This window comes from Streptomyces sp. NPDC050161 (genome assembly GCF_044460025.1).
GTDB lineage: Bacteria > Actinomycetota > Actinomycetes > Streptomycetales > Streptomycetaceae > Streptomyces.
Map to the genome: position 1 here is coordinate 191,183 of NZ_JBITJM010000005.1, position 22,539 is coordinate 213,721.

At 72.0% G+C, this 22,539-nt stretch carries 18 protein-coding genes and 1 tRNA gene; 11 read left to right on the forward strand and 8 right to left on the reverse strand.

The genetic code is table 11. The features are described 5' to 3' along the window. The first annotated feature begins 26 nt into the window (after window positions 1–26). Both ACIBK8_RS10845 and ACIBK8_RS10850 read left to right on the forward strand, forming a co-directional pair. Window positions 27–746, forward strand: coding sequence for a rhomboid-like protein (locus tag ACIBK8_RS10845; RefSeq protein ID WP_399041401.1), 720 nt, complete (start codon window positions 27–29; stop codon window positions 744–746). Between the two features lie 47 nt (window positions 747–793). After that, a complete protein-coding gene (locus ACIBK8_RS10850; protein ID WP_399041403.1) occupies window positions 794–2,080 on the forward strand; it encodes a M6 family metalloprotease domain-containing protein in 1,287 nt (428 codons plus the stop codon). Between the two features lie 4 nt (window positions 2,081–2,084). Here ACIBK8_RS10850 and ACIBK8_RS10855 read toward each other — a convergent pair whose 3' ends face one another. Beyond that, window positions 2,085–2,768, reverse strand: coding sequence for a TetR family transcriptional regulator (locus ACIBK8_RS10855; RefSeq protein WP_399041405.1), 684 nt, complete (start codon window positions 2,766–2,768; stop codon window positions 2,085–2,087). Window positions 2,769–2,869: 101 nt separating this feature from the next. Here ACIBK8_RS10855 and ACIBK8_RS10860 point away from each other — a divergent pair, with 101 nt between their 5' ends. From ACIBK8_RS10860 to ACIBK8_RS10880, 5 genes are all read left to right on the forward strand, one after another. Continuing rightward, window positions 2,870–3,034, forward strand: coding sequence for a hypothetical protein (locus ACIBK8_RS10860; RefSeq protein WP_399041408.1), 165 nt, complete (start codon window positions 2,870–2,872; stop codon window positions 3,032–3,034). After that, window positions 3,031–3,384: a hypothetical protein gene (locus tag ACIBK8_RS10865; RefSeq protein ID WP_399041409.1), complete on the forward strand. Its 354-nt coding sequence runs from the start codon at window positions 3,031–3,033 to the stop codon at window positions 3,382–3,384. The genes ACIBK8_RS10860 and ACIBK8_RS10865 overlap by 4 nt, the downstream gene beginning before the upstream one ends. 429 nt (window positions 3,385–3,813) lie before the next feature. Further along, window positions 3,814–4,044 (forward strand): phosphopantetheine-binding protein, encoded by a 231-nt coding sequence (locus ACIBK8_RS10870; RefSeq protein WP_399041410.1) that lies wholly within the window; start codon window positions 3,814–3,816, stop codon window positions 4,042–4,044. A gap of 67 nt (window positions 4,045–4,111) precedes the next feature. Continuing rightward, complete coding sequence (locus tag ACIBK8_RS10875) at window positions 4,112–5,005, forward strand: alpha/beta fold hydrolase (RefSeq protein WP_399041411.1); 894 nt, start codon at window positions 4,112–4,114, stop codon at window positions 5,003–5,005. 320 nt (window positions 5,006–5,325) lie between these two features. Then, window positions 5,326–5,398 (forward strand) — tRNA-Arg (locus tag ACIBK8_RS10880). Between the two features lie 207 nt (window positions 5,399–5,605). Here ACIBK8_RS10880 and ACIBK8_RS10885 read toward each other — a convergent pair. Then, on the reverse strand, window positions 5,606–6,481 hold the full coding sequence (locus ACIBK8_RS10885) for an AraC family transcriptional regulator (RefSeq protein ID WP_399041413.1): 876 nt from the start codon (window positions 6,479–6,481) through the stop codon (window positions 5,606–5,608). 49 nt (window positions 6,482–6,530) lie between these two features. Here ACIBK8_RS10885 and ACIBK8_RS10890 point away from each other — a divergent pair, with 49 nt between their 5' ends. Both ACIBK8_RS10890 and ACIBK8_RS10895 read left to right on the forward strand, forming a co-directional pair. Then, window positions 6,531–6,962, forward strand: a complete 432-nt coding sequence (locus ACIBK8_RS10890; RefSeq protein ID WP_393683405.1) for a DUF2000 family protein — start codon at window positions 6,531–6,533, stop codon at window positions 6,960–6,962. A 186-nt stretch (window positions 6,963–7,148) separates the two neighbouring features. Further along, window positions 7,149–9,227: a restriction endonuclease gene (locus ACIBK8_RS10895; protein WP_399041414.1), complete on the forward strand. Its 2,079-nt coding sequence runs from the start codon at window positions 7,149–7,151 to the stop codon at window positions 9,225–9,227. Between the two features lie 78 nt (window positions 9,228–9,305). Here the strand turns inward: ACIBK8_RS10895 and ACIBK8_RS10900 are convergent, their stop codons facing one another. Both ACIBK8_RS10900 and ACIBK8_RS10905 read right to left on the reverse strand, forming a co-directional pair. Next, window positions 9,306–9,959, reverse strand: a complete 654-nt coding sequence (locus ACIBK8_RS10900) for a response regulator (protein WP_399041415.1) — start codon at window positions 9,957–9,959, stop codon at window positions 9,306–9,308. 106 nt (window positions 9,960–10,065) lie between these two features. Beyond that, window positions 10,066–11,715 carry a sensor histidine kinase gene (locus ACIBK8_RS10905; protein WP_399041656.1) on the reverse strand — a complete coding sequence of 550 codons (1,650 nt, stop codon included), beginning with the start codon at window positions 11,713–11,715 and terminating at the stop codon, window positions 10,066–10,068. A gap of 370 nt (window positions 11,716–12,085) precedes the next feature. Between ACIBK8_RS10905 and recQ the strand changes: the two genes are divergently transcribed. Next, a complete protein-coding gene (recQ, locus tag ACIBK8_RS10910; RefSeq protein WP_399041657.1) occupies window positions 12,086–14,143 on the forward strand; it encodes a DNA helicase RecQ in 2,058 nt (685 codons plus the stop codon). 169 nt (window positions 14,144–14,312) lie between these two features. Here the strand turns inward: recQ and ACIBK8_RS10915 are convergent, their stop codons facing one another. Then, window positions 14,313–15,560: a sensor histidine kinase gene (locus ACIBK8_RS10915; RefSeq protein ID WP_399041658.1), complete on the reverse strand. Its 1,248-nt coding sequence runs from the start codon at window positions 15,558–15,560 to the stop codon at window positions 14,313–14,315. Between the two features lie 290 nt (window positions 15,561–15,850). Further along, entirely contained in the window at window positions 15,851–16,603 is a 753-nt protein-coding gene (locus ACIBK8_RS10920; RefSeq protein ID WP_399041416.1) for a hypothetical protein, read from the reverse strand. Window positions 16,604–17,153: 550 nt separating this feature from the next. On the opposite strand from ACIBK8_RS10920, the gene ACIBK8_RS10925 reads away from it, so the two are divergent. Further along, the gene (locus ACIBK8_RS10925; protein ID WP_399041418.1) at window positions 17,154–17,456 is read left to right on the forward strand and encodes a hypothetical protein; all 303 of its coding nucleotides are present in this window, start codon (window positions 17,154–17,156) and stop codon (window positions 17,454–17,456) included. Between the two features lie 240 nt (window positions 17,457–17,696). Here ACIBK8_RS10925 and ACIBK8_RS10930 read toward each other — a convergent pair whose 3' ends face one another. Continuing rightward, entirely contained in the window at window positions 17,697–19,214 is a 1,518-nt protein-coding gene (locus tag ACIBK8_RS10930; protein WP_399041419.1) for a glycosyltransferase family 39 protein, read from the reverse strand. Window positions 19,215–19,436: 222 nt separating this feature from the next. After that, complete coding sequence (locus ACIBK8_RS10935) at window positions 19,437–22,301, reverse strand: D-alanyl-D-alanine carboxypeptidase (protein WP_399041420.1); 2,865 nt, start codon at window positions 22,299–22,301, stop codon at window positions 19,437–19,439. Window positions 22,302–22,539: the final 238 nt, after the last annotated feature.

Genomic DNA, 22,539 nt, shown 5'->3' on the forward strand with positions numbered 1-22,539 from the left:
CACCCCCTCTTGGTAATTTGTCGGCTATGCGCCGATGGCCCCGATTCACCGTCTTCCGGGCCCGCTTGCTGCCGCACCCCAGGCCCCGCGCACTCCGTCGCACCGCCGCCCGCCTCCGGACGTATCTCCGCCGGGCTCCTGGCACCTTCGTCTGGCTCGCCGTCCTGCTGGTGACGTCGGTGATCATGCACCGCTTCACCCCCGCCGCCCTCACCCACGTCCTCCAGCACCGCTCGACCAACATCCACAACCTGGTGCACTCCCCCGTCCGGGTCCTGCTCACCAGCGCGCTCTGGCTCGACGGGGGCGGCTGGCCGCTGTACTTCGTCGTCTACAACCTCGTCCACGTGCCCGCCGAACGCTGGCTCGGCACCGGCCGCTGGCTCGCCGTCCTGGCCACCGCGCACGTCGGCGCGACCTACCTGAGCGAGGCCGCGCTGGCCCTCGCCATCCGCACCGGCGCCGCACCGCGCTCGGCCGTCAACACCCTTGACGTGGGCGTCAGTTACGCCCTGGCCGGCGTCATCGCCGTCCTCACCTACCGCCTCGCCGCCCCCTGGAGCTACGTCTACGTGCTGGGCGTCCTGGTCTTCCACGGCGCCCCGCTGCTCACCGGCCGCAACGTCACCGACATCGGCCACCTCGCCTCCGTACTCATCGGCCTCGCCTGCTACCCCCTGGTGCGCGGGCGCCCCGACCCCGCGCCGCCGCCGCGGCCCGCGCCGGCCCTCCATGACGCCGGATGACGTAACCCCCCGCGCGCCCGGCCACCGCCCGCCGCAGGGTGATCCATATGAAGCAGGGCATATCCGCGGCGCTGGCCGTCGGCGCGGCCACGGCGACCGCCGCCATAGCGCTGTGCGGCCCGCCCGCCACCACCGCGACACCGCCGACGACCGGCCCGCAGGCCCCGGACGGCCCCACGTCCCCGTCGGCGGCCGAGCGGCCGAGCGGCCCGTGCGCCCTGGACGGCATCACCGACAACGTGGCCGAGACCGCCGCCACCCCCGACGGCTACGCCCGCGCACAGGGCACCATCAGGGCGCTCACCCTCTTCATCGACTTCCCCGACGCCCGCGCCACGATCACCCCGCGCGCCCGCTTCGCCGAGTTCTTCCCCGCCGCGGCCGAGTACTTCCACGCCAGTTCGTACGGCCGGCTCGTCTACCGCCCCGCCCCGCTCCTGAAGTGGCTCCACATGGCGCGGCCACTCGCCGCGTACGGCATACGGCGCGGGGCCGCCTTCGACCCGGCGTCGGACGACGGCTACCACGCGCTCTCCCAGGAGGTCGTCCGGGCCGTCGACGCCTCCGTCGACTTCCGTGACTACGACGTCGTCAACGTCATCGCCGCGCCCAACGCGGGCCCGGCCGCGACCCGTACCGTCCTGTCCGTCACCTTCAGCGGCAGCGATCTGGGCCTGCGCACCGGCGACGGCGTGCCGTTCCGCAACGTGTCGTTCATCTGGAGCCGGCAGCCGGGGCCGAGCCCCTTCCGCGTCATCAACCACGAGAACGCGCACTCCTTCGGCCTGCCCGACCTCTACTACACCGACGGCCGCGGCGCCCCGCCCGCGGCAGGGCACTGGGATCCGATGGACGAGGACTGGGGCCCCGCCAACGACTTCACCGGCTGGCACAAATGGAAGCTCGGCTGGCTGGGCGGCAACCAGGTGGTGTGCGCGCCACCTGGCGGCCCGGCCGCCGAGCACACCCTCACGCCGCTGCCGTCACCGGGCGGCACCAAGATCGTCGTCATGCCGACGTCCGCCCGCACCGCCCTGGTCGCCGAGGCGCGCACCCGCGGCCCGCTCGATCCCGCGCTCTGCCGCCCCGGCGTCCTCGTCTACCGCGTCGCCACCGACGTCGCATCGGGCGGCGGCCCGCTGCACGTCATGGACGCCACCCCGCACAGCGGCGGCTGCCTCACCGGAAACCGTTACGTACACGCCGAGTTGACCGACGCCGCCTTCCGCCCCGGCGCCACCTACACCGACCCCCGCAGCCACGCCGCCGTCAGCGTCCTCACCCAAAACCGGAACGGCACCTACCGCATACGCGTACGCCCACCCGCCGCCTGACCCACTAGGCCGCACCCCCGCCGCCCGGCTCCTCGCCCTCCTCCCCGCCCTCCTCCTCGTCCTTCCAGTGCTGCCGCCCGATGCTGATCAGCCGCAGCTGCCGGCGCGCCATCCGCACCGCGCGCTCCCGCTCGCCCTCCGCGCTCCCGGCGTCCTCCGCGTCCAGGATCGCCGCGGCCGTGGTCACCAGCCGGTCGACGTACAGCTCGGCGAGCATCCGTACGTCGTCGTCGCTCCAACCCCGGGAAACCGGCTGCGTCTTGAGCGCGTCGGCGACCTCGGTGCCGAACCGTTCCAGCTCCCCGGCGATGGCCTGCCGCACGGCCCGTACGCCGCCGTGCCGCTCGCGGGCCACGAACCGTACGTGCGCGGGGTGTTCGCGTACGTGCCGCTCGACCACCGCCACCGTGCGGTCGATCCGTTCCTCGGCCGCGGCCTGTTCGGCGAGGATCGCCCGCACCATGGAATGCAGGCTGCCCAGCGCCTCCTCGACCAGCGCGACGCCGAGTTCCCCCATGCCGCAGAAGTGCCGGTAGAAGGCGGTCGGGGCGATGCCGACCACCCGCGTCACCTCACGCAGGCCCAGACTGCTCAGGCTCTGCTCCGCCAGCAGGCCGAGCGCCGCGTCGAGCAGTGCCTGACGGGTCTTCTGCTTCTGGGCCCGGCGGACCCCCACGGTGTGACTCACATCATCCAGTAAACAACCGTTCTCCGAACTTCTCCACCCGCGGGAGCCCTACACTGAAGGAACTGAGTGAACAACTGTCCTCCGAATGGGAAAGGCAGCTCATGCTCTTCCTCGTCGCAGCCCTCCTCCTGATGGGGGTCCTGCTGGGCACCGCGGCACATCTCCCGGTCCCGCTCACCCTCATCGCCGCCGCCGTCATCACCGGCTGGCTGCTCGTCTTCTACCTCCGCGAACGCCGCAACCCGGCCGAGGGGACGTCCCGATGACCACCACCACGCTCCACAGGACCACGACCGAAACCCCCAACTCCGCTTCCGCGCCCCAGAGTTCCGCGACCGGACCTGACGCGACCTGCCCCGACGCCACCCGGCCCGCCTCCCGCGCGCACGCCGACAGCATGGCCGTGGCCTCCTTCGTCCTCGGCCTGCTCGGCACCCTGGTGTTCAACGTCGTCCTCGGCCCCTGCGCCCTGGTACTCGGCGCCCTCGCCCTGGCCCGCCGCACCACCCGCCGCGGACGCGCCCTCCTCGGCCTCGCCCTCGGCGCAGCCGACCTCGTCATCCTCACCGTCCTCGTCACCACCGACGGCACCGTCAGCTGGCATCTCCCGGGCTGACACCGCACCCCGGACCGGAACCGCTCCGCTCCACTCCGACGCGTTGCTCGCGCTCCAGCCCTCCCCCCCCCCCCCCGCACCCCGACGGCCGAGCCACAACAGTGGGCGGACGAGCGGCTGTTCATCGCCGTGCACCAGTCGGCCGAACTCCTCGCCGGTCAGCCGCGACGCGCACCCCCTGCCAGGCCGTCGGCTACCCGTCCGGCCACTTCGCCATCCGCTCCCTCCAGCACCTCGCGAACAGCCTGCACACCTTCTGCGAGCCCCTCGACGAGGACACCGTCCGCCGCCTGAACCTGCCCCCGCTGTACGCCCGCGGCAGCCTCCCGCCGCGCGTACAGCCCCTCCCGCGGCGGCGTAACTCATGGAACGGCCGTGCCGTTGTTCCGCGTGGCGAAGCCCTTCCGGCGACGAGGACAGGAAAAACGAGTGGACATCACGCAGCAGGTCAGCACGCTCCTGACGACGAAAATGGGCGTCCCGCGGCAGGCCGTCAGCCCCGAAGCCGCCCTGCGGGACCTCGGCGTCGACTCCTTGGCGCTGGAGGAACTGCGGCTGCTGATCGAGGAAAACCTGGACGTCGACCTGGAGAACGCCGTGCTGACCCCACGGAACAACGTCGGTGAACTGCTCGCGGCCGTGCACTCGGCCGCCGCCTGAGCACCCGCACCCCACCCGTGGGTGAAAGCCGCCGCACCGGGCCACGCGAAACCGACCAAGGAGAGCCATGACCGAAGAAGTGATCCGCAACCTGAGCGTGCACGGCCTCTCGTACAGCTACCGGTTCCTGCGGCAACCGGACGCCCGGACGGAACCCGTGCTCGTTCTCGGCGGCGCCCTTCAGGACAAGTACGGCTGGCAGAACCTCGACGCCCCCGTACTGGCCGTGGCGAGCCTGATCAGCATCGACCTGCCCGGCTCCGGCGACGCCGACCCGCTGCGCAGCGATCAGGGCTGGGAGGTCATGCACGACGCGCTGGAGCAGGTCATCGACGACCTCGGCATCACCCGGATCAACCTCTTCGGCTACTCGTTCGGCTCGGTACTCGCCTTCAACTTCGCCCAGCGCCACCCGGACCGCATCGCACGGCTGCTACTGGGCGCCGTACCCGCCTCCACCACGGACGACAAGCTGGAACTGTGGCGCCAGGCCGCAGCCAAAATGACGGCCGGCGAACTGGACGGGTTCCTCGACCTCATGCTCCAGCTCATGCTCTGCCACGACGAAACCCGCACCGTACGGCACCGCAAACTGGTGCACCGCTACGTCAAGCGCCTCCTGGCCCGCGCGATCACCCGCACCCCGCACGCCTTCGAGGTCCTGGACCGCTCCACCGAAGCCATCAACCCGACCGGTGCCCTGCGCGGCGTCCCCACCCTGGTCTTCTGCGGCGAACACGACAACGTCTCCACCCCCGACCGCCAGCGAGCCTTCGCCGACGCCATCGAAGACAGCCGCTTCGTCTGCTTCACGGAATCGGACCACTGGGTGGCCCTGGAACGCGCCCAGGAAATGACCGACCTCCTCCTCCACTTCTTCACCGACCAGCCCCTGGAAACAGCCGACTTCACACCCGACACGACCTCCCACCCCGGCCACCCGGAACCGGCATCCGCCTGAGGCGCACGCCCCCCTGGGCCACCGACGAGGAACGACCGGCCACCTTGGCCGCCCCCCTCATCTCCCCGTCTCCCCCTCTCCCCCGGGACAGATCCAGCCCCCCGCCAGGCCGCACCGGAACACGACAACAGAGGGCCGGACGCAACGGGGGCGATCTGCCCGTGACGCATCCGCTACCCTGTCAGGGGTCGGTCGGCTTCCCCACCGCTGCCTTCGCCGAGCACACCAGGCGATCGCCGCACCAACCACCGACCACGGGTTTGCCCAACCGGGCCAAGGCTCATCCACTGAGCCTTTGACCAGGTTTCCCACAAGCCCCGGCCTCCGTAGCTCAGGGGATAGAGCACCGCTCTCCTAAAGCGGGTGTCGCAGGTTCGAATCCTGCCGGGGGCACAGTGAAGTAGCAGGTCAGAGGCCCTGTCGTCCGAGTGGGCGGCGGGGCCTTCGGGCTTGCGGCGTATGTGCGGCACACGCGGACGCAGGCCAGCCTCGAGCCCAAGCCCAGCGTCCCCACCGACAGTTGCTCCTGAGTGGATTCAGCCGCCGCGCCCAGGTCAGGGGCGCCGGACCCTCCCGCAAGGAACGCTGGCCGGCCCCTGGTCACCGCCCACCCCCACCCGTAGGCAACCGCTTCGTCCCAGGCCGTCGTCCTCCCCCGGCCGCCGGCCGTCCTCCCTCGACCCCCGCCCCACCGGCGTAGCGGCCCGGAGTGGTGCCTGTGAGGCGTTTGAAGTGGCGGGTGAGGTGTGACTGGTCGTGGAAGCCGGTTTCGGGGGCTACCTCTGCTGGGGGGCGGCCGTCGAGGAGGAGGCGGCGGGCGTGGGTGATGCGGCGGGAGAGCAGGTACTGGTGGGGGGCTATGCCGAAGGAGGCGGTGAACGCTCTGACCAGGTGTGCGGGGTGGGCGTGCACCAGTTCGGCGGCCTCGTCCAGGCGGATGCCGTGGGGCAGTCGCTCGTCGAGGAGGTCCCGGAGGTGGTGGGCCACGCCGCGGTCGGGCTGCGGTGGGTGGGTGAGGAGGCGGGGGCGCAGGTGGTTGCGCAGGCGTTCGGAGATCAGGGCGAGGCGGCTCTCGGCTTCCAGGTCGTCGCCCGGGGACGTCAGGGCCGTGTGCAGTTGTCCGATGCGTCGGCGGAGCAGGGGGTCGGCCAGGTCGGGGCCGTCCACCGCCGGGCCGATGAAGCTCTCGTCCAGCTGGGTCAGGTCCAGGTAGAGGACCCGTTTGCGGAAGCCCTGCGAGGTGGCGGACGAGCCGTTGTGCGGCACCTGTGGAGGGAGCAGGGACACCGTGTCGTGCGGGGTGCCGTGTGCGCGGCGGTTCAAGTCGTAGCGGACCGCGCCGTCGTCGACGATCAGCAGCGTCCACACGTCGTGGAGGTGCATCGGGTAGGCGTGCTCGGTGAAGTGGGCGTGGAGGACCTCCGCGACGCCAGGGATCCGCGGGCGCCATGCGGAAACCTCTTGCCGTGCCTCCATGCAAAGAACGTACAAGAAGAGGTGGCAGGGCGGTTGGCAGCCTCGGAGCATGACGAATGAGAACCCCGGTGCACGCTTCGATACCAAGATCGCTGTTCTGCTGCGTGAGGATCTGGAGCCCTGGCAGCGGCTGAATGTGACCGCGTTCCTTGTGAGCGGGCTCGGCTCGGAGCTGCCCGAAGTCATCGGCGAGCCGTACGCCGATGCCGACGGCACCCCGTATCTGCCGATGTTCCGCCAGCCCGTCCTGGTCTTCGCGGGGACGAAGGAGACGCTGACCGCCGCGCACGGCCGCGTCCTGTCCCGTGCGCTTCCCCGGTCGGTGTTCACCTCCGACCTCTTCGCGACCGGCAACGACCGGGACAATCGCGCGGCGGTACGGGCCGTGCCGAAGGACCAGTTGGATCTGGTGGGTCTCGCCGTGTACGGGCCGCGCAACGCGGTGGACAAGGTGCTCAAGGGGGCTCGTATGCATCCCTGAGCCATGCGGTACGGATGGGGAGTGCGGCGGTGGGCCGACCGGGGGCGAGGGCCGGGCTCCGGCCAGGTGGGGGAAGTGGCGGGGCCGGGTGCCGGCTGCCGATTAGAGTCGTCTCATCACTGCTGGTTATGGGGCCAGGGACGGGTGCCTGCGCGCCGGGGCTCTGGTGGGGAGGGCCTGTAGGGCATGAGTCGTCGCTCCAATGGGTTGGTCGGTATCTGGGCCGAGGCGCAGCGTCAACAGCAACGTCAGCTGGAGGCGCAGGCCAGGCAGCAGCGGGATCAGGAACGGCAACAGCGGGCCTATCAGCGGGAGATGGCGCGCAGCCATCGCGAGCAGAAGGCGGCGTACCGGCAGCAGCGGGAGGCCGATGCGAGGCGGCGGACGGAGGGGCTCGACGCGCGGGTCGAGTCGTTGCAGGGTCTGTTGGCGGCAGGGTGCCGGGCTCCGGCTTTCCGGGCGGGCACGCTGGCCAGGACCGAGCGGATCGAGCCTTTCTCGCCGGGTCGGCTGGCCCATCCCGTCCCGATGCCGGACCCGAACCGGTATCAGCCGCAGGGTGGTTGGTCGGCCGGCCGGCGGGCTCAGGCGCAGGCGGAGGCGCGGGCCAGGTTCGAGCACGACTGGCAGGCCGCGCAGGCAGCGGAGGCGCAGCGTCAGCAGCAGTTGGCCGCGTATCAGTTTCAGTACCAGCAGTGGGCGGATGCCCAGTTGGGGGAGATCCGCCGGCACAACGCCGGTGTCGCCGAGATGACGGCGGGCCTTCGCAACGGTGATGCCGGGGCCGCGGTGGAGTACTTCTCCGCCGCGCTCTACGCCTCGACGGGGTGGCCGGACGGTCTGCCGCGTCAGGTGTCCGCCGCGTACGACTCGGGCGCACGCCAGTTGGTGCTGAACTGGGAGCTGCCCAAGTACGACGTCGTCCCGGAGGCGAAGTCGGTGCGGTATCTGCCGTCCACGGATCAGGAGAAGGAGACGGCGCGTCCGGTGGCGCAGCGCCGCGCGCTGTACCGGGATGTTCTCGCGCAGTGCGTCCTGCTGGTGTTGCACGATCTCTTCGCGGCGGACGAGTTCGGCGCGCTGGAGTCGGTGGCGTTGAACGGGTTCGTGGATGATCACGACCCGGTGACCGGCAGGCGGGCGCACCTGTTCCTGGCGACCGTCATGGTGTCGCGTGCCACCTTCGCCGGGCTGCACCTGGAGCAGGTCAACGCGGTCGACTGCCTGGTGGACGGGCTCAGGGGGCAGCTGTCCCCGCGTCCCGACCAGGGCACGACGGTGCGGCCGGGGCGGGTTCCCGAGGACATCGGCAACGGCGTCGTCACGCACGGAGGGGACGAGGAGCCGGATCTGTACGAGATGGATCCTCTCGCCTTCGAGTCCCTGGTCGCGGAGCTGTTCCGGGCCATGGGGATGCAGGCGGTGACGACGCAGCGCTCCAACGACGGTGGTGTGGACGTCGATGCGCTGGATCCGGCGCCGATCCGTGGCGGCAAGATCGTCGTGCAGGTCAAGCGCTACCGCAACACGGTGCCGCCGACGGCCGTCCGCGACCTGTACGGCACCGTCCAGGACACCGGCGCCAACAAGGGCGTGCTGGTCACGACGTCCCGGTTCGGCCCCGGCTCGCACACGTTCGCCAACGGCAAGCCGCTGGAGCTGGTCCCGGGTTCCGAACTGGTCGATCTGCTGCACCGTTACGGGCTGCGCGGCCGGCTGGGCGGCGGCGACGGCACCGTACCGGCCCCGCGGACGGCGCCGGAGAGCGAGCCGGCGGCTGACGACCACAACGTGCTGGGCATGTACTGGTCGGGCGGCGTCGCCCTGGACGTCTGCGCGCTCGTCTGCCAGGGCAACAGGGTCCTGGACGACGACCACTTCGTCTTCTTCAACAACCCCCGCACGCCCGACGGCGCGGTCCGCGCGCTCCCCGCTGCCGCGCCGGACAGGGCGGCCGTCCGGGTCTCCTTCGACGCGCTGCCCGAGCGGGCCGACCGCCTCGTCATCGTTGCCGCCGTGGATCCCGTGGCCAACCCCGGGGCCGACCTGTCGGGGTTCACCAACGCCGGTATCCGACTGCTGGACTCCGCGGGGACGCCACTGGACCGGCTGGAGGTCTCCGACGGCCGCCCGGACGAAACCGCCCTGGTGCTCGGGTCCTTCCGCCGTCGCGCCGGCGGCGACTGGGACTTCGTCATCGGCGGCAAGGGGTACCGGGGCGGCCTGGAGGAACTGGTGCGGGAGTACGGGATCGACGTGGCCTAGGGAGCGGGGTGGGGAGGGGCAGTGCGATGCGGAAAGAGCCCGGCCGGGTCAGCCTGCCGGAGGCCGTGTCGATCGAGGTCAGGCGCCGAGGCCCGCGTCCCGTGCCAGGAGGGCCGCCTGTACGCGGTTGTCGCAGTGGAGCTTGGCGAGGATGCGGCTCACGTACGTCTTGACCGTGGCCTCGCTCATGTGGATCCGGCGGCCCGCGTCCGCGTTGGAGAGGCCCTCGCCGAGCAGTTCCAGGACGGCCAGCTCCCGCTCGGTCAGGGCGTCGAGGCGCCGTCGGGCCTGTTCGGCGCGGTGGGCGGAGGCGCCGGCCGCCAGGGAGTTCACGACGTGCCGGGTGGCTCCGGGTGACAGGTAGGCGTCGCCTGCCGCGGCGGCACGTACCGCGCCGATGAGTTCCGCCGGGGCCGAATCCTTCAGCAGGAAGCCCGCGCTGCCCTCCGAGAGGGCCCGCAGGACGTTCTCCTGCACGCCGAACGTCGTGAGGATCAGGACGTGCGCTCCGGGGGCGGCCCGGCGGAGTTCGGCCAACGCCGTCAGGCCGTCCATGACCGGCATCTGGATGTCGAGCAGTACGACGTCCGCCCGGTGGCTGCGGGCCAGTTCGACGGCCTCGCGTCCGTCCGCCGCCTCGGCGACGACGTCGATGTCGTCGGCGGAGTTGAGGATCAGCCTGATACCGGCGCGGATGAGCGGCTCGTCATCCGTGATGAGAACCCTGATCATGACTCTCCTGCGGGCCTTCGGGCGGTCACACGGACGGGTGCCCCGCCATCATCCATGACCGGCGGCCCGCCCGGGGGCCGGGGCTTGCGGCACCGCCGTCACGGCCTTACGACGCGACCTCGAAGGTCTTCTTCTCGACCAACTTGTCGTCCTTGAAGCAGAAGCGGAAGACGACGTCGCCGTCCGTCCTGTCCAGGCTTTCCGAGGACATCAGGCTCAGGCAGGTGGCCCCGTGGGGCTCGGGCGGCGCGCCCTTGCCCAGGTCGGCGGTCAGGAACGTCCTGCCGTCGGGCAGCTGCTTGCGCACCGTCGCCTCGGACTGTCCCACCTTCACCGCGTCGTACTCCTTCCGCTCGATCATGCCCCTGTCCAGACCGCGGAAGATCACTACCGCGAGGGCGACGACGACGGCCACGGCGATCAGCCCCAGCACTCCGCACCCGATGGCCACGCCCTTGCGTCGCCTGTTCCTGCTCACTGCCTTCACCAGCTCCTTCGGCAGACCGTTCCGGTGGATGAAGGAGCCACTGTCACCGGGGAGGCCGGCCGGCGTCTGCCCCCGGAAGTCGTCCTGCGGTGCGACGAACGGTGACGGTGCCGGTACGGGCGCGCCGCCTTCCGTCGCGGTGCGCGGCAGGACGCCTGCCAGCCGGAAACCCCCGTCGTCCGTGGGGCCCGCGTGCACGATGCCGCCGGCCAGCCGGGCCCGCTCGGCGAGTCCGGCCAGGCCCTGGCCGCCGCTCACCACGCCCCTGCCGGGGTGCACGGGCGCGGGCACCGGGCCGTTGACGACCTCCACGGCCAGCGCGTCCGTGTCGTAGCGCAGGGTGAGGGTGATCGGTGCGCCCGGCGCGTGCTTGTGGGCGTTGGTCAGGCCCTCCTGGGCGATGCGGTACGCCGCGTGCCCTGCGGCCTGAGTGAGCGGCCACGGTGCACCGGTGCGCCGCAGTTCCACGGCCGTCCCGGTGCTCCGCGATGTCGCCGCCAGGCCCTCGATGGCGTCGACTCCCCCTGGTGCGGCCCGGGTGTCAGCCGCCGCTTCGGGCATCTCCGTGCCGTCCCGCAGCAGCCCCACGACCTCGCGCAACTCCCGCATCGCGGCCACCGACGCCTCGCGCAGCACGCCCACGGTCTCCCGCTGTCTGCCGGTCAGCCCGGGGCCGACCTCCAGTGCGCCGGTGTGCACCGAGATGAGGGCGAGGTGGTGGCCGAGGCTGTCGTGCATGTCCTGCGCGATGCGCTGGCGCTCCCGCAGCCTGGCCTGGGAGACGACCATCTCGCGCTCGCGCAGCAGTTGGGCGTGGTACTCGTGCAGCATGTCCGCGAGGGTGCGGCTCTGCGTCCAGTAGCGGCCGACGAGTCCGGGCACGACCATCACGGCCAGCAGCAGCAGCGCGCCGAAGACGAGGTCGGAGAGGGAGAAGTTCCAGAGGAGAGGCGGGGAGAGAAGCGCGAGGAGGTAGGCGAGGGCGAACGTGCCGGCCGCCCGGCCTGGCGGCGCGACCCGCCGGCCCGCCGACCAGGAGGCGACGAGGACGAGCGGGACGAAACCGGCCCAGGTGCCCGCACCTGCGCTCGCCACCAGCAGCGTGCCGGCGGGCAGGGCGCGGCGCAGGAGCGACAGCAGCGCGGCGGCCACCGCGACGGCGGCGATCCGCGCAGGGCTTGCGCCGTCCAGACCCTCGGCGCCCGCGCCCAGCAGCCCCAGCACCGCGCTGAGCAGCGCCTCACCGGCGATCCGCCCGGGGGACCACATCCCGGGGGCGAAGAGGCCCCCGACGGCGCCGGCCAGCCGCTGCGCCGCCCGGAGCGGCATCCGCGCCGACGTACCGGCAGTCGGCTCGGCGGGGTCGTCGTCGGTACGTTTCAGGAGTCTCACCCAGCCACGGTAGAGGGCTCCCGCATGCCGGGGCAGCGGCCTTTGGTCGTTGCCGGCGGAGACGAAAGTCTCGGGGCGGGGGCAGGGGCGGAAGCGATCGGGCGGGGCGCGGGTAGCACGGTGGCGGTGGCGAAGGCTGAGTTATCCACAGGCTCGACGCGGGTGGTCGGATTGCTCGTACGCTTCAGGCATGGGTGAGGCGGACGTGGATGTGGACGTGGACGTGGACGTGGATGTGAACGTGGCAATGGCCGAGGACGGGGAGGCAGGGGACGCGACGGAGACCGGCGAGGCGGTGCAGGTGCTGCGCCGCGTCTTCGGGTACGACGCGTTCCGCGGCAGCCAGCAGGACATCATCGAGCATGTCGTCGGGGGCGGGGACGCCGTCGTCCTGATGCCGACCGGTGGCGGCAAGTCGCTGTGCTACCAGATTCCGTCGCTGGTGCGGCCCGGGGTCGGTGTGGTGATCTCGCCGCTGATCGCGTTGATGCAGGACCAGGTCGACGCGCTGCGGGCGCTCGGGGTGCGGGCCGGGTTCCTCAATTCGACGCAGGACTTCGAGGAGCGGCGGCTGGTGGAGGCCGAGTTCCTCTCCGGGGAACTCGATCTGCTGTATCTCGCCCCGGAGCGGCTGCGGGTCGAGCAGACGCTGAATCTGCTCGACCGCGGCAAGATCTCGCTCTTCGCGATCGACGAGGCGCACTGTGTCGCCCAGTGGGGCCACGACTTCAGGCCCGACTACCTGGCCCTGTCGATGCTGCACGAACGCTGGCCCGATGTGCCGCGCATCGCGCTGACCGCCACCGCCACGGGAGCGACGCACGCCGAGATCACCTCGCGGCTGAAGATGGAGAACGCCCGCCATTTCGTGGCGAGCTTCGACCGGCCCAACATCCAGTACCGGATCGCTCCGAAGAACGAGCCGAAGCGGCAGCTGCTGGAACTGCTGCGGACCGAGCACGCGCAGGACGCCGGCATCGTCTACTGCCTCTCGCGCGCCTCGGTGGAGAAGACCGCCCAGTTCCTGGTGCAGAACGGCATCGATGCCGTGCCCTACCACGCCGGTCTCGACGCCCGGGTGCGCGCCGAGCACCAGTCGCGCTTCCTGCGGGAGGACGGGCTTGTCGTGGTGGCCACCATCGCGTTCGGAATGGGCATCGACAAGCCGGATGTACGGTTCGTCGCGCATCTGGACCTCCCGAAGTCCGTGGAGGGCTACTACCAGGAGACCGGCCGCGCCGGACGTGACGGGCAGCCGTCGACGGCGTGGCTGGCGTACGGGCTGCAGGACGTGGTGCAGCAGCGGAAGATGATCGACGGTTCGGAGGGCGACGACGCGCACCGGCGGCGGCTGTCGGCGCACCTCGACGCGATGCTCGCGCTCTGCGAGACGGTGCAGTGCCGGCGGGTGCGGCTGCTGGCGTACTTCGGCCAGGAGAGCACCCCGTGCGGCAACTGCGACACCTGCCTGGCGCCGCCGCAGACCTGGGACGGCACGGTCCCCGCGCAGAAGCTGCTGTCGACGATCGTGCGGCTCAAGCGTGAGCGGGGGCAGAAGTTCGGGGCCGGCCAGATCATCGACATTCTGCTCGGCCGCAAGACCGCGAAGGTCATCCAGTTCGACCACGACGGTCTGAGCGTCTTCGGGATCGGCGAAGAGCTCAAGGACACCGAATGGCGGGGCGTGGTACGGCAGTTGCTGGCGCAGGGGCTGCTCGCCGTCGAGGGCGACTACGGCACGCTGGTGCTGACCGAGGCGAGCGGTGAGGTGCTGCGCGGCGGGCGCGAGGTGGCGATGCGGCGGGAGCCGGAGAAGGCGCCGCGGGCCGCGAAGGCGAAGTCCGGCTCGAAGGGACGCCGGGCGCCGGTCGATCTGCCGGAGGCCGCGCTGCCGGTCTTCGAGACGCTGCGGTCCTGGCGGGGCCGCACGGCCAAGGAACAGGGCGTCCCGGCGTACGTGATCTTCCACGACGCCACGCTGCGGGAGATCGCCCTCGCCCGGCCGACGACCACCGCCGAACTGGGCACCATCAACGGCGTCGGCGAGAACAAGCTCGCGAAGTACGGCCAGGCGATCCTGGACGTACTGGCCGGACGGGACGAGTCGGCGGGCGAGACCACCGAAGCCGCCGCACCGAGCGCCGGCACCGCCGCCACTGCCGCACCCGCAGCACGTACGGGCGCGGGCGCCGCCCCCAAGGCGACGGCGTCACGCGGCCCGGCCGCAACCGCAGCCGCGCCGACGACGGACGAGGCCCCGCCGGAGGACTGGGACGCGCCGGAACCGGAGGACATCGATTGGTGAACATGGGGGGGATGACGGGGGGGGCGGGGATGACGGGGAGCCTCAGGGTGACTTCGGGGACCTCGGGGGACCTCGGGCGTGAGCGGTGGCCGGACGGTGCGGTGGCCGGATGGTGCTTGCCGGTGCGGTGGGCGGGGGGCGGCAGGTGGCCGTCCGGGCTGTGGGCGGGTCAGGGGGTACGGGGATGTACGGGGGAAGGGTGAGGCAGGTGCAGGAGCGTGCGGGCGCCGCCGTCGGGGGCGTTGTCGAAGCGGAGAGTGATGCCGAGGACCGTGGCCTGGCCGACGGCGATGGTCAGGCCGAGGCCGTGGCCCTTGCCGCGGCCGGGAGCGTCGGTGCGGAACCGCTGCGGACCGTGGTGCAGCAGGTCGTCGGAGTAGCCAGGACCGTGGTCGCGTACCTCGACGGTGGGAGCGCCGTCGGGTGCCGTGCCGACGGTGACCACGACCGGGGGCCGGCCGTGGCGGTGCGCGTTGACGACGAGGTTGGTGAGGATGCGGTCCAGGCGCCGCCGGTCCGTTTCGACGACCGCGGCGGCCTCGATGCGCACCTCGGTGTCGAGGCCGGTGGCCCGGACACTGCGCTCGACCAGCGTGCCGAGGTCGTACGAGTCGAGGTCGGCGCGCTCGGTGCCGGAGTCGAGGCGGGAGATCTCCAGGAGGTCCTCGGTCAGCCGGTGCAGCGCCCGCAGACGGTCGTTGATCATCTCCTTGGGACGGCCCTCGGGAAGCAGCTCCGCGGAGGCGAGGATTCCGGTGAGCGGGGTACGCAGCTCGTGGGCGACGTCCGCGGTGAACCGCTGCTCGGCCTGGAGGCGACTCTGCAGCGAGCCCGCCACGGAGTCCAGGGCAGCCGCCACCGCGGCCACCTCGTCGCGCCCGGCCGTGCCGCGGCGTCGCGGCCCACGGGCCTGCGCGTCCCCGACCCGTGCGTCCAGATCACCCGCGGTGATCCGACGGGCGACGGCGGCCGTGCTGGTCAGGCGGCGGCTGATGCGCTGGGCGAGGAACAGCCCGGCGAGCGCGACGGCGGTCGCGGCCAGGATCGCCGAGCCGAGGATGGCGGTGTCGAACGTCTCCAGGGAGCGCCGCGTGTTGCCGTACGGCGACCACACGGCCATGATCTGGTCGCCCGCCGGCGCCGCGGCCCACATGACGGGCTGCCCCCGATACGTACCCACCATGCTGCCGCGTTTGCCGTCGCGCGCCAACTGGCGTAGTGGCGCGGGGAGTTCGGGCGAGTCCAGGACGGAGTTAATGCCTTCGCGGGACGTTCCGTACTCGAAGAGGTCCAGCGCGGTGTCGAGGTCCGCGCGGGTCTCCTTGCGCACCTGACCGACGGTCTGATGGGCCACGGCGTTGTGCACCAGCACCCCGAGCACGGCGGCGACCGCACAGCACACCGCCGTCACGGTCAACGCGATCTTCCAGCGAAGGGAGACCGCGGCACGGCGGACATCGAGGCGGCGCGGGGGCCGGAAGCGGCGCGGGAGCTGGAAGCGGTGTGGGGGGTCGGGGGTGTGTCCGGGGTCGGGGGTGTGCCCAGGGCCGGGGGTGTGTCCGGGGCCGGGGTGTTGCGGGGGCCCGGTGTGACGGGGGTGGCCTGTCGGGTCCGTGCGGTCGTCGTCCGCACGGCCTATTCGGTCCGTGCGGTCCGTGCGGTCCGTGCGGCCGGTGTGGTCCGTCCGCTTTCGCCATTTGGGGAGTCTCACCGGGGGGCTCCGCGAGGCGACTCCGGATCTTGGGGTGGGGGTGGCGGTGGGGAGGGTGGGGGCGGGGAGGGAGGGGAGGGAGGGCCCGGGGCAGGAGTCGCCGGAGCCGGAGTAGCCGGAGCAGAAGTACCCGACCCACCCCCTCCACTATGGGCCGGTTGGGGTTTGCGGGCCTCGTCGAGGGTGAGGTCCCACAGGGTCATCTGGCCGTCGTCCCAGAGGTAGTCGGTGACGCTGACGTAGCGCGGGTCCTTGGTCGGTTCGCGCACGGCGAGGTGTCCGGCTGCCAGTTCGACGCCTGCCAGGACCCCGCGCAGGGCCAGCACACGGGTCACGACCTGGTGGCGGACGCTGTAGACGCGCAGTTCGCTGGTCCGGCTGTCGACGTCCACGGCCATGATCAGGTCGGGTTTGCCGTCGTCGGTGAGGTCGTGCAGCACGGGCCTGCGGACGGATTTCGGGTTCGGCGGCGGACGCCCGTCGTCGGTCAGGTCGGCGTCGAGGACGGTGAGCGGGTCGGCGTCGGCCATGCTGCCGCTCCGGATGTGCGGGACGCCCGGCACCGCCTTGAGGACGGCCGGATTCTCGTCCCGCCCGAGGGGTGCGGGCGAGTGACCGGCCCACAGGGCGAGCGGCGCCTTCACATCCCTGGCCTGCCCGTCGCTCTGCAGCCCCTCCAGCCCCGCGCACCCCACCACGAGGGCGAGCGGGGCCAGCGCCGCGAGGGTCAACGCCGCCCGTTGCCGCATGCGGTCACCGCCCTCCCCGGGGTGTGGAGCCGGGCGGCGTCGCACCGGGCGCGTACGGCGCACCGTCGGCGGGCCGTACGCGGGTGGCGAAGGGCGCGAGCGGCGGCGCGCGCCCACCGGCCGCGCACCGACAACCCCCGTGCCGCACAGCCGCTCACCAACAAGCCCTGCACCACAAGGCCCCGCGCCCACCATTCACACGCCCACGGCCCACGCGCCCCCGGGGCCGCCACCCCGGACGCTCGAAAACCGCAGGCCACCGGCCGGTACGCCCCGCGTACCCGAGTGCCCGCACGACCTTCCCCATACCGGTACATAGCTTGACCAAGCTACCCAAGATGGCGGCGGGAGGAAGGTTCAGGAGGGCCATTCCGTGACGGGACCGCACCAAGAGATCTTGGTGACTGTTACACGATGGAGGGATCGCCGTGAAGATCTCTCCGTAGCGTTGCCCCTGTTAGTTCGGCCGTGGCTGCCACCGTCATTCGGTGCGGCGGCCCCGCACACAGCTTCCGGCGGACCCGGTCCGCCCACGACGAGGAGTACCCCCATGCCGGCCCAGCGCCGCTCCGTGATCCGTACCGCCGCCGTCGCCACCGGTGCGCTCGCACTCCTGCTGCTGCCCACGGGTGCCGCCTTCGCGGCCGATTCGACCGCGCCGACCGGCAGCCGTACGTCGATCATGCTCCCGGACAACGGACTGGCCGGGCTGGCAGAGAAGGCCGGACACCTGCCCGCGGCCGGACTGCTCGGCGGCGTGGGCGCGCTGGGTGCCACGGCGGTGGGCCTGTCGGTGCGGCGGCGACGCCCCGCGACGGGCCGGACGGCGACGGCGGCGCATCGGCCGGAGTGAGCCGTCGGCGACGACGGTGCGTCAGCCGGAGTGAGCCGTCGGCGACGGCAGGTTCGACGGTGCGGCCGGGCGGGGAAACCCTCCCGGCCTTTTCCAGCTCACGGCCCGCTCCCCCGTGCCGTGAACACAAACCGGTTCCCCAGGGCCAACGGCCCCATCCCCCACCTCAACCCCTCATCCGTCCCGCATCACCCGCCCCCCATCACCTCACCCATCCCCCGTCACCGCATCCATCCCCCATCACCGCATCCGCCCCGCACACCCACCGCTCCCCTTCCGCGCATACACCGCCACCCGGGCGCCGTGTACCTCCCTGCTGTGGCAGAGGACGAACGCGTGGCGCAGCGTGGTGCGTTTGGCGATTTCCTGGTCGTTGGTGTCGGTCGGCTGGCCGTGCGGGTCGCCGACGACGACGAGGTGGCGGGTGGCGAGCATCCGGTCGCTGATGGTGTCGCCGGAGCGTTCGGTGCCGTAGAGGGTGTGGGAGGCCACCGGGCTGCGGTCCAGGGCGAGGTCGCGCAGCCCCTGGTAGGCGTCCGGGTGGGCGGCCACCCAGATGCGGCGCCGGGCCGGTGTGAACAGCAAGCCGTCGCCGGGCGCGGCCAGTTCCTGTACGGCGCGGGCGACGGCGGTGGCGTCGTCGACCCGGCTGTCCGGGCTGCGCAGGTGGACATCGACGGGCAGCAGCACCGCGAGGACCAGGGCCGCCACCAGGGTTCTGGCCAGCCGCCGGCCGCGGGTCTGGCCCTGTTCGCCGGGCGGGCGCAGCAGCCGGGCGAGGGCGGCGCCGGCCAGCAGGGCGAAGCCGGCGACGTAGTAGAGGACGTAGCGGTCGACGTAGGCGGGTTCGGCGTGGGAGAGGAGGAACAGGAGGAGGGTGGGGAGGAGGAGCAGGGGGAGGCCGATGGCGCGCAGTCCGATGGGGCCGCGGGAGCGCACCGCCACACGCGAGCAGCCGATGCCGGCGACCGCGAGGACGGCGAAGGTGAGCAGCTGGACGGGGTCGGGCCACATCAGCCAACTGATCTGTGCCGTCTGCCGGGTGCTGAAGACGGCGAGCGGCGCCAGCCCGGCGAGCACGGCGAAGGCGGCGTACGCCCAGGTCCGCAGGGTGCGGCGGGGCAGCCGGCCGAGGATGAGGGCGACGCCGTGCACGGGCAGCACCAGGGAGGCGAACTCGTGCAGCAGGCAGGCGCACAGCATCAGGGCCGCGTAGCCGGTCCACAGCAGCCGGTGCGGCCTGCCGGGTGTGCGCCGCGCCTCGCCGGCCGCCCGCACCAGCAGGTAGGTCGCCCAGACGACCAGTGCGCAGACCATCGCGTAGGAGCGGCCCTCCTGCGCGTACTGCTGCACGACCGGGATCAGCGCGAAGACGGCTCCGGCGGCCAGTCCCGCCCGGCGGCCGACCAGCCGCTGCCCCAGGAGGGCGACGCCGGCCGCGGCGGCGGTCATGGCGGCGACGGAGGGCAGCCGTAGCCCGATCACGTCCTGGCCGAGCGTGTCGCCGACGGCGCCGCCGAACGCCGTGCCGAGGAGTCCGTCCGGCCCGAGGGTCGCGTCGAAGACGGCGAACCAGGCGTGCATCAGGGCGTAGTAGAGGCCGTGGACGACGTCGACGTGTTGCAACGTGGCCCAGAGGTCGGCCGGGCTGCGGTGCGCCATGTCGAAGGTGACGACCTCGTCCCGCCACATGGCGCCGTCGCGGCGGATGCCCCACATGCCCAGGACGAGCATCAGGGTGGCGGGGACCAGCGCCACGGCGCTCCGTACCGCCGGTGCCGCTCGTGCGGGCGAGCCGTCGGATACGTGGGGCTGCTGGGCTTGCGTGACGTCGATGACGGACTCCGGGCACGTACGGACGCATTGCCTGGGGAACTGAGGAGCGGGCGGGGCCGCGTAACTGCGGGGCGCGGAGGGCTGGTTGGGCCTGCCGGGCGGAGCGGGCGGGGCCCGGTCGGTGTGGACCGGGCCCCGCTGCGCTCACCCGATCCGGGTCAGCTTCGCGCCGAACGTCGGCTCGGTCAGGTCCTGCTGGAGCGCGACCGGCACCTTCTGTTCGCTGGAGCCGCTGCCGACGGTCAGGACGCCGACCTTCGTTCCGGCCTTCGCGGCGTGCGGGATGGTCTTGCCGCCGTCGCCGATGGAGAAGGACGCCTTCATGCCGGGCCAGCCGACGGCGGTGAGGTCCTTGGTCGCGACGACCGGGGTCTCGCTGCCGAGGCCGTCATCGACGTAGCCGACGACCTGTCCCTTCTTCACCACGGTGTCCGAGACCAGCGCTTCCTTGGTCGCCTTGATCACCTTCGCGCTGTTGTCCAGGGCGAGCTTGAGGTGGGCGTTGGGGTCGGAGCTGCTGGTGCGCTGGTCCATCGTCACGCCGAGCAGCAGCTGGTCCTTGTCGCCGACGGTGTGGTACGCCGCCCACATGAACGCGCCGCCGGCCGGCGTGCTCGAACCGGTCTTGATGCCGCGCACGGCGGGCGCCATCGTCGTGAGCAGGCTGTTGTTGTTGAAGAGCCGCTCGGGCAGGCCCTCGATCTGGACGTTCTCGGTGGCGACGACGGCGCGGAAGGCCGCGTTCTTCATCACCTCGCCCGCCAGCTTGAGTTGGTCGACGGCGGTGCTCACGGTCGACTTGTCCAGGCCGCTGGGGTCGGTGTACGTCGTCTTGGACATGCCGAGCTTCTGGGCAGCCGCATTCATCTTCTTCACGAACGCGGCCTCGCTGCCGGAGTCCCAACGGGCCAGCTGGCGGGCGGCGTTGTTGCCCGAGGGGATCATCAGCATCTGGAGCATCTGGTTCTCGTTGAACTTCTGCCCCTCCTTGAGCGGCACCCGCGACTCGTCCTTCTTCTTCGAGTCGGCTTCCGCCTGGGCGTCGATGGTGATCGTCTCGCCCTTGTCGGTCTTGTCCTTCAGCGGGTGGTCGCGCAGGATCACGTACGCCGTCATCACCTTGGCGACACTCGCCGTCGGCACCGGCTTCTCCTGACCCGACGTCCCCAGGCTGCCCACGCCCACGACCTCGGCCGCCGACTGCCCCTGGTCGGGCCACGGCATGGCGAACTTGCCGCCCTTGAACGTGAATGAGGTCGACGAGCCGACGGCGAGCGTCGGGGTCGGCAGCGTCCGCACGGACTGGACGACCACGAAGATGATCGCCAGCAGGATGACCAGCGGCGTCCAGATCTTGAACCGGCGCACGACCGTACGGAACGTGGTCTCGGGCGGCGGCGGGGTGTTGGTGAGCTGCGCGAGCAGGTCGAGCGGGGGCAGCGGCTCCTGGCGGGTCCGCTCGGCTTCGGGGACGCCGGCGGCGCCGGGCTGCGGCTGCCGGGCGTCGGTCGCGCCGGTGGCGGCAGCGGTGGCTCCGGTGGCGGCCGGCTGCGCACCGGCCTTCTCCGGGGCGGACTTCGCCTTCTCCGGGGCGGCGGGAGTCTCCCCTGCGGTCTTTTCTGCTGCCTTGTCTGCGGGCTTGTCTGCGATCTTGCCGTCGGCCGTCTTGCCGATCGACTTCTCGGCGCCGATGTCGTCCGACTTCAGCGCGATGAACTGGCTGGTGCGCTCGGCGTCCTTCTCGGCTGCGTTGCCGGGCTCCTTCTCGGACGTGGCGGGCTTGGCGTCGGCCTTGGCGTCGGCCTTGCTGCCGACGGACGCCGTGGCGGCACCCTTGCCCTCGCCCTTGTCCGCCTCAGCCTTGTCCGCCTCAGCCTTGTCCGCCTTACCGTCGGCTGCCTTGCCGTCACCCGACTTGGCATCCGACTCGGCATCCGCCTTGGCCGCAGGCTTGCCCGCGAGCTTCTCCGGCGGGGTGATCTTGAAGACGGCGGTGGCCTGGTCGACCGGCTCGGCCGGAACCTCATCCGGACCGCTCCCGCCGTCCGGCTCACTGCCGCCGCTCTCCCCCTCCCCCTTCTTCTTCCCCTTACCGGCGTCCTTCTCCTCGCCCTTGCCCTGCGACGCGCCCTTGTCCTGCGTCTTGTCCTGCGCCTTGTCCTGCGCCTTGCCCTTGGGCTTCGCGACGGCAAATGCACGCGTGGCGTCGTCGACCGGCGCTTCCCCCTCGCCGGGCTTCGCGTCCAGGTTCTTGAACACCGCCGTCGGCCGGTCCACGACCTCGGCTGCGGCCTCGGCTCCGGACTCCGGCTCGGCGTCGCCCTTCGCCGCGGACCCGGCACGCTCGGCCGCCGGACGCTCCGACTTCGGGCTCCCGGACTTCGGCCGCCCGGCCTTCGCCCCGGCCGCACCCTCACCCTTGACCCCCGCGTCGGCAGCGGTCGCGGCATCGCCCTTCACGTCACCGCTCGCCTCACCGTCCGCAGCGCCGTCCGCCGCCTTTGCTCCCGGCTTTGCGGCGGCAGCCTCCGTATCGCGGTCGGGGCGCTCGTCGCCCGCTTCGGAACGGTCGGCATCGGAGGATGCGTCATCGGATTCGTCGGATTCGTCCTTGCCGGCGACCCACGCGGCCACGACGTCCCGCAGCCGGTCGGCGCCGCCCTCACCGGCCGCCTCATCCGCAGCGTCCCCGGAAGCCTCAGGCGCCTCAGACGTCTCAGACGCCTCGGTGGCCTCCGAAGTCCCCGGCGTCCCGGACGTCTCGGCGGGCGCCGCACCGGACGCCTCAGCGCCCTCAGAGGCACCACCGGCCCCGTCGGCCCCGTCCGGCGTCTCCACCGACTTCTCCGACTCCCCCGCCGACTCCTCCGGCTCCTCCGGCTTCCCCGGCTTCTTCGCCGGTTCGTCCGGCTCCCCACGGAAGACGGTCAGGCGCGGATCGCTTCCGCTCCGCGCCGTCTCCCCCGACGACTGCTTCTTGTCCGACTTGTCGGGGGACTCGCCCGCCACCGATGTCTCCTTCGTACGTCGCACTGCTGCCTGGCCCAGTGTTCCCAAGTGTCCTGTGTCCGCGGAGGCGCTACCGTGCCGCCACGCGTCCCACCCGCCGCCGCACCCCACGGAAGGTGCCGCCGACGTGCTAGACGAGAACGACATACCTACCGGTTCCCTCTCGAACCCCCCACGCACTCTCGACAGATGAATGTGAGAGGGGTCACCCTGTCATTCATCCACGCGGGGAGGCATG

What these genes read in the sequence shown, in the direction of transcription:
- ACIBK8_RS10920 (WP_399041416.1), bottom strand. Translation starts at nt 16,603, where the DNA reads ATGCGGCAACGGGCGGCGTTGACCCTCGCGGCGCTGGCCCCGCTCGCC.
- ACIBK8_RS10885 (WP_399041413.1), bottom strand. Translation starts at nt 6,481, where the DNA reads ATGGAGGCACGGCAAGAGGTTTCCGCATGGCGCCCGCGGATCCCTGGC.
- ACIBK8_RS10845 (WP_399041401.1), top strand. Translation starts at nt 27, where the DNA reads ATGCGCCGATGGCCCCGATTCACCGTCTTCCGGGCCCGCTTGCTGCCG.
- ACIBK8_RS10875 (WP_399041411.1), top strand. Translation starts at nt 4,112, where the DNA reads ATGACCGAAGAAGTGATCCGCAACCTGAGCGTGCACGGCCTCTCGTAC.
- ACIBK8_RS10900 (WP_399041415.1), bottom strand. Translation starts at nt 9,959, where the DNA reads ATGATCAGGGTTCTCATCACGGATGACGAGCCGCTCATCCGCGCCGGT.
- ACIBK8_RS10850 (WP_399041403.1), top strand. Translation starts at nt 794, where the DNA reads ATGAAGCAGGGCATATCCGCGGCGCTGGCCGTCGGCGCGGCCACGGCG.
- ACIBK8_RS10860 (WP_399041408.1), top strand. Translation starts at nt 2,870, where the DNA reads ATGCTCTTCCTCGTCGCAGCCCTCCTCCTGATGGGGGTCCTGCTGGGC.
- ACIBK8_RS10895 (WP_399041414.1), top strand. Translation starts at nt 7,149, where the DNA reads ATGAGTCGTCGCTCCAATGGGTTGGTCGGTATCTGGGCCGAGGCGCAG.
- ACIBK8_RS10905 (WP_399041656.1), bottom strand. Translation starts at nt 11,715, where the DNA reads ATGTGGTCCCCCGGGCGGATCGCCGGTGAGGCGCTGCTCAGCGCGGTG.
- ACIBK8_RS10865 (WP_399041409.1), top strand. Translation starts at nt 3,031, where the DNA reads ATGACCACCACCACGCTCCACAGGACCACGACCGAAACCCCCAACTCC.
- ACIBK8_RS10925 (WP_399041418.1), top strand. Translation starts at nt 17,154, where the DNA reads ATGCCGGCCCAGCGCCGCTCCGTGATCCGTACCGCCGCCGTCGCCACC.
- ACIBK8_RS10890 (WP_393683405.1), top strand. Translation starts at nt 6,531, where the DNA reads ATGACGAATGAGAACCCCGGTGCACGCTTCGATACCAAGATCGCTGTT.
- recQ (WP_399041657.1), top strand. Translation starts at nt 12,086, where the DNA reads ATGGCCGAGGACGGGGAGGCAGGGGACGCGACGGAGACCGGCGAGGCG.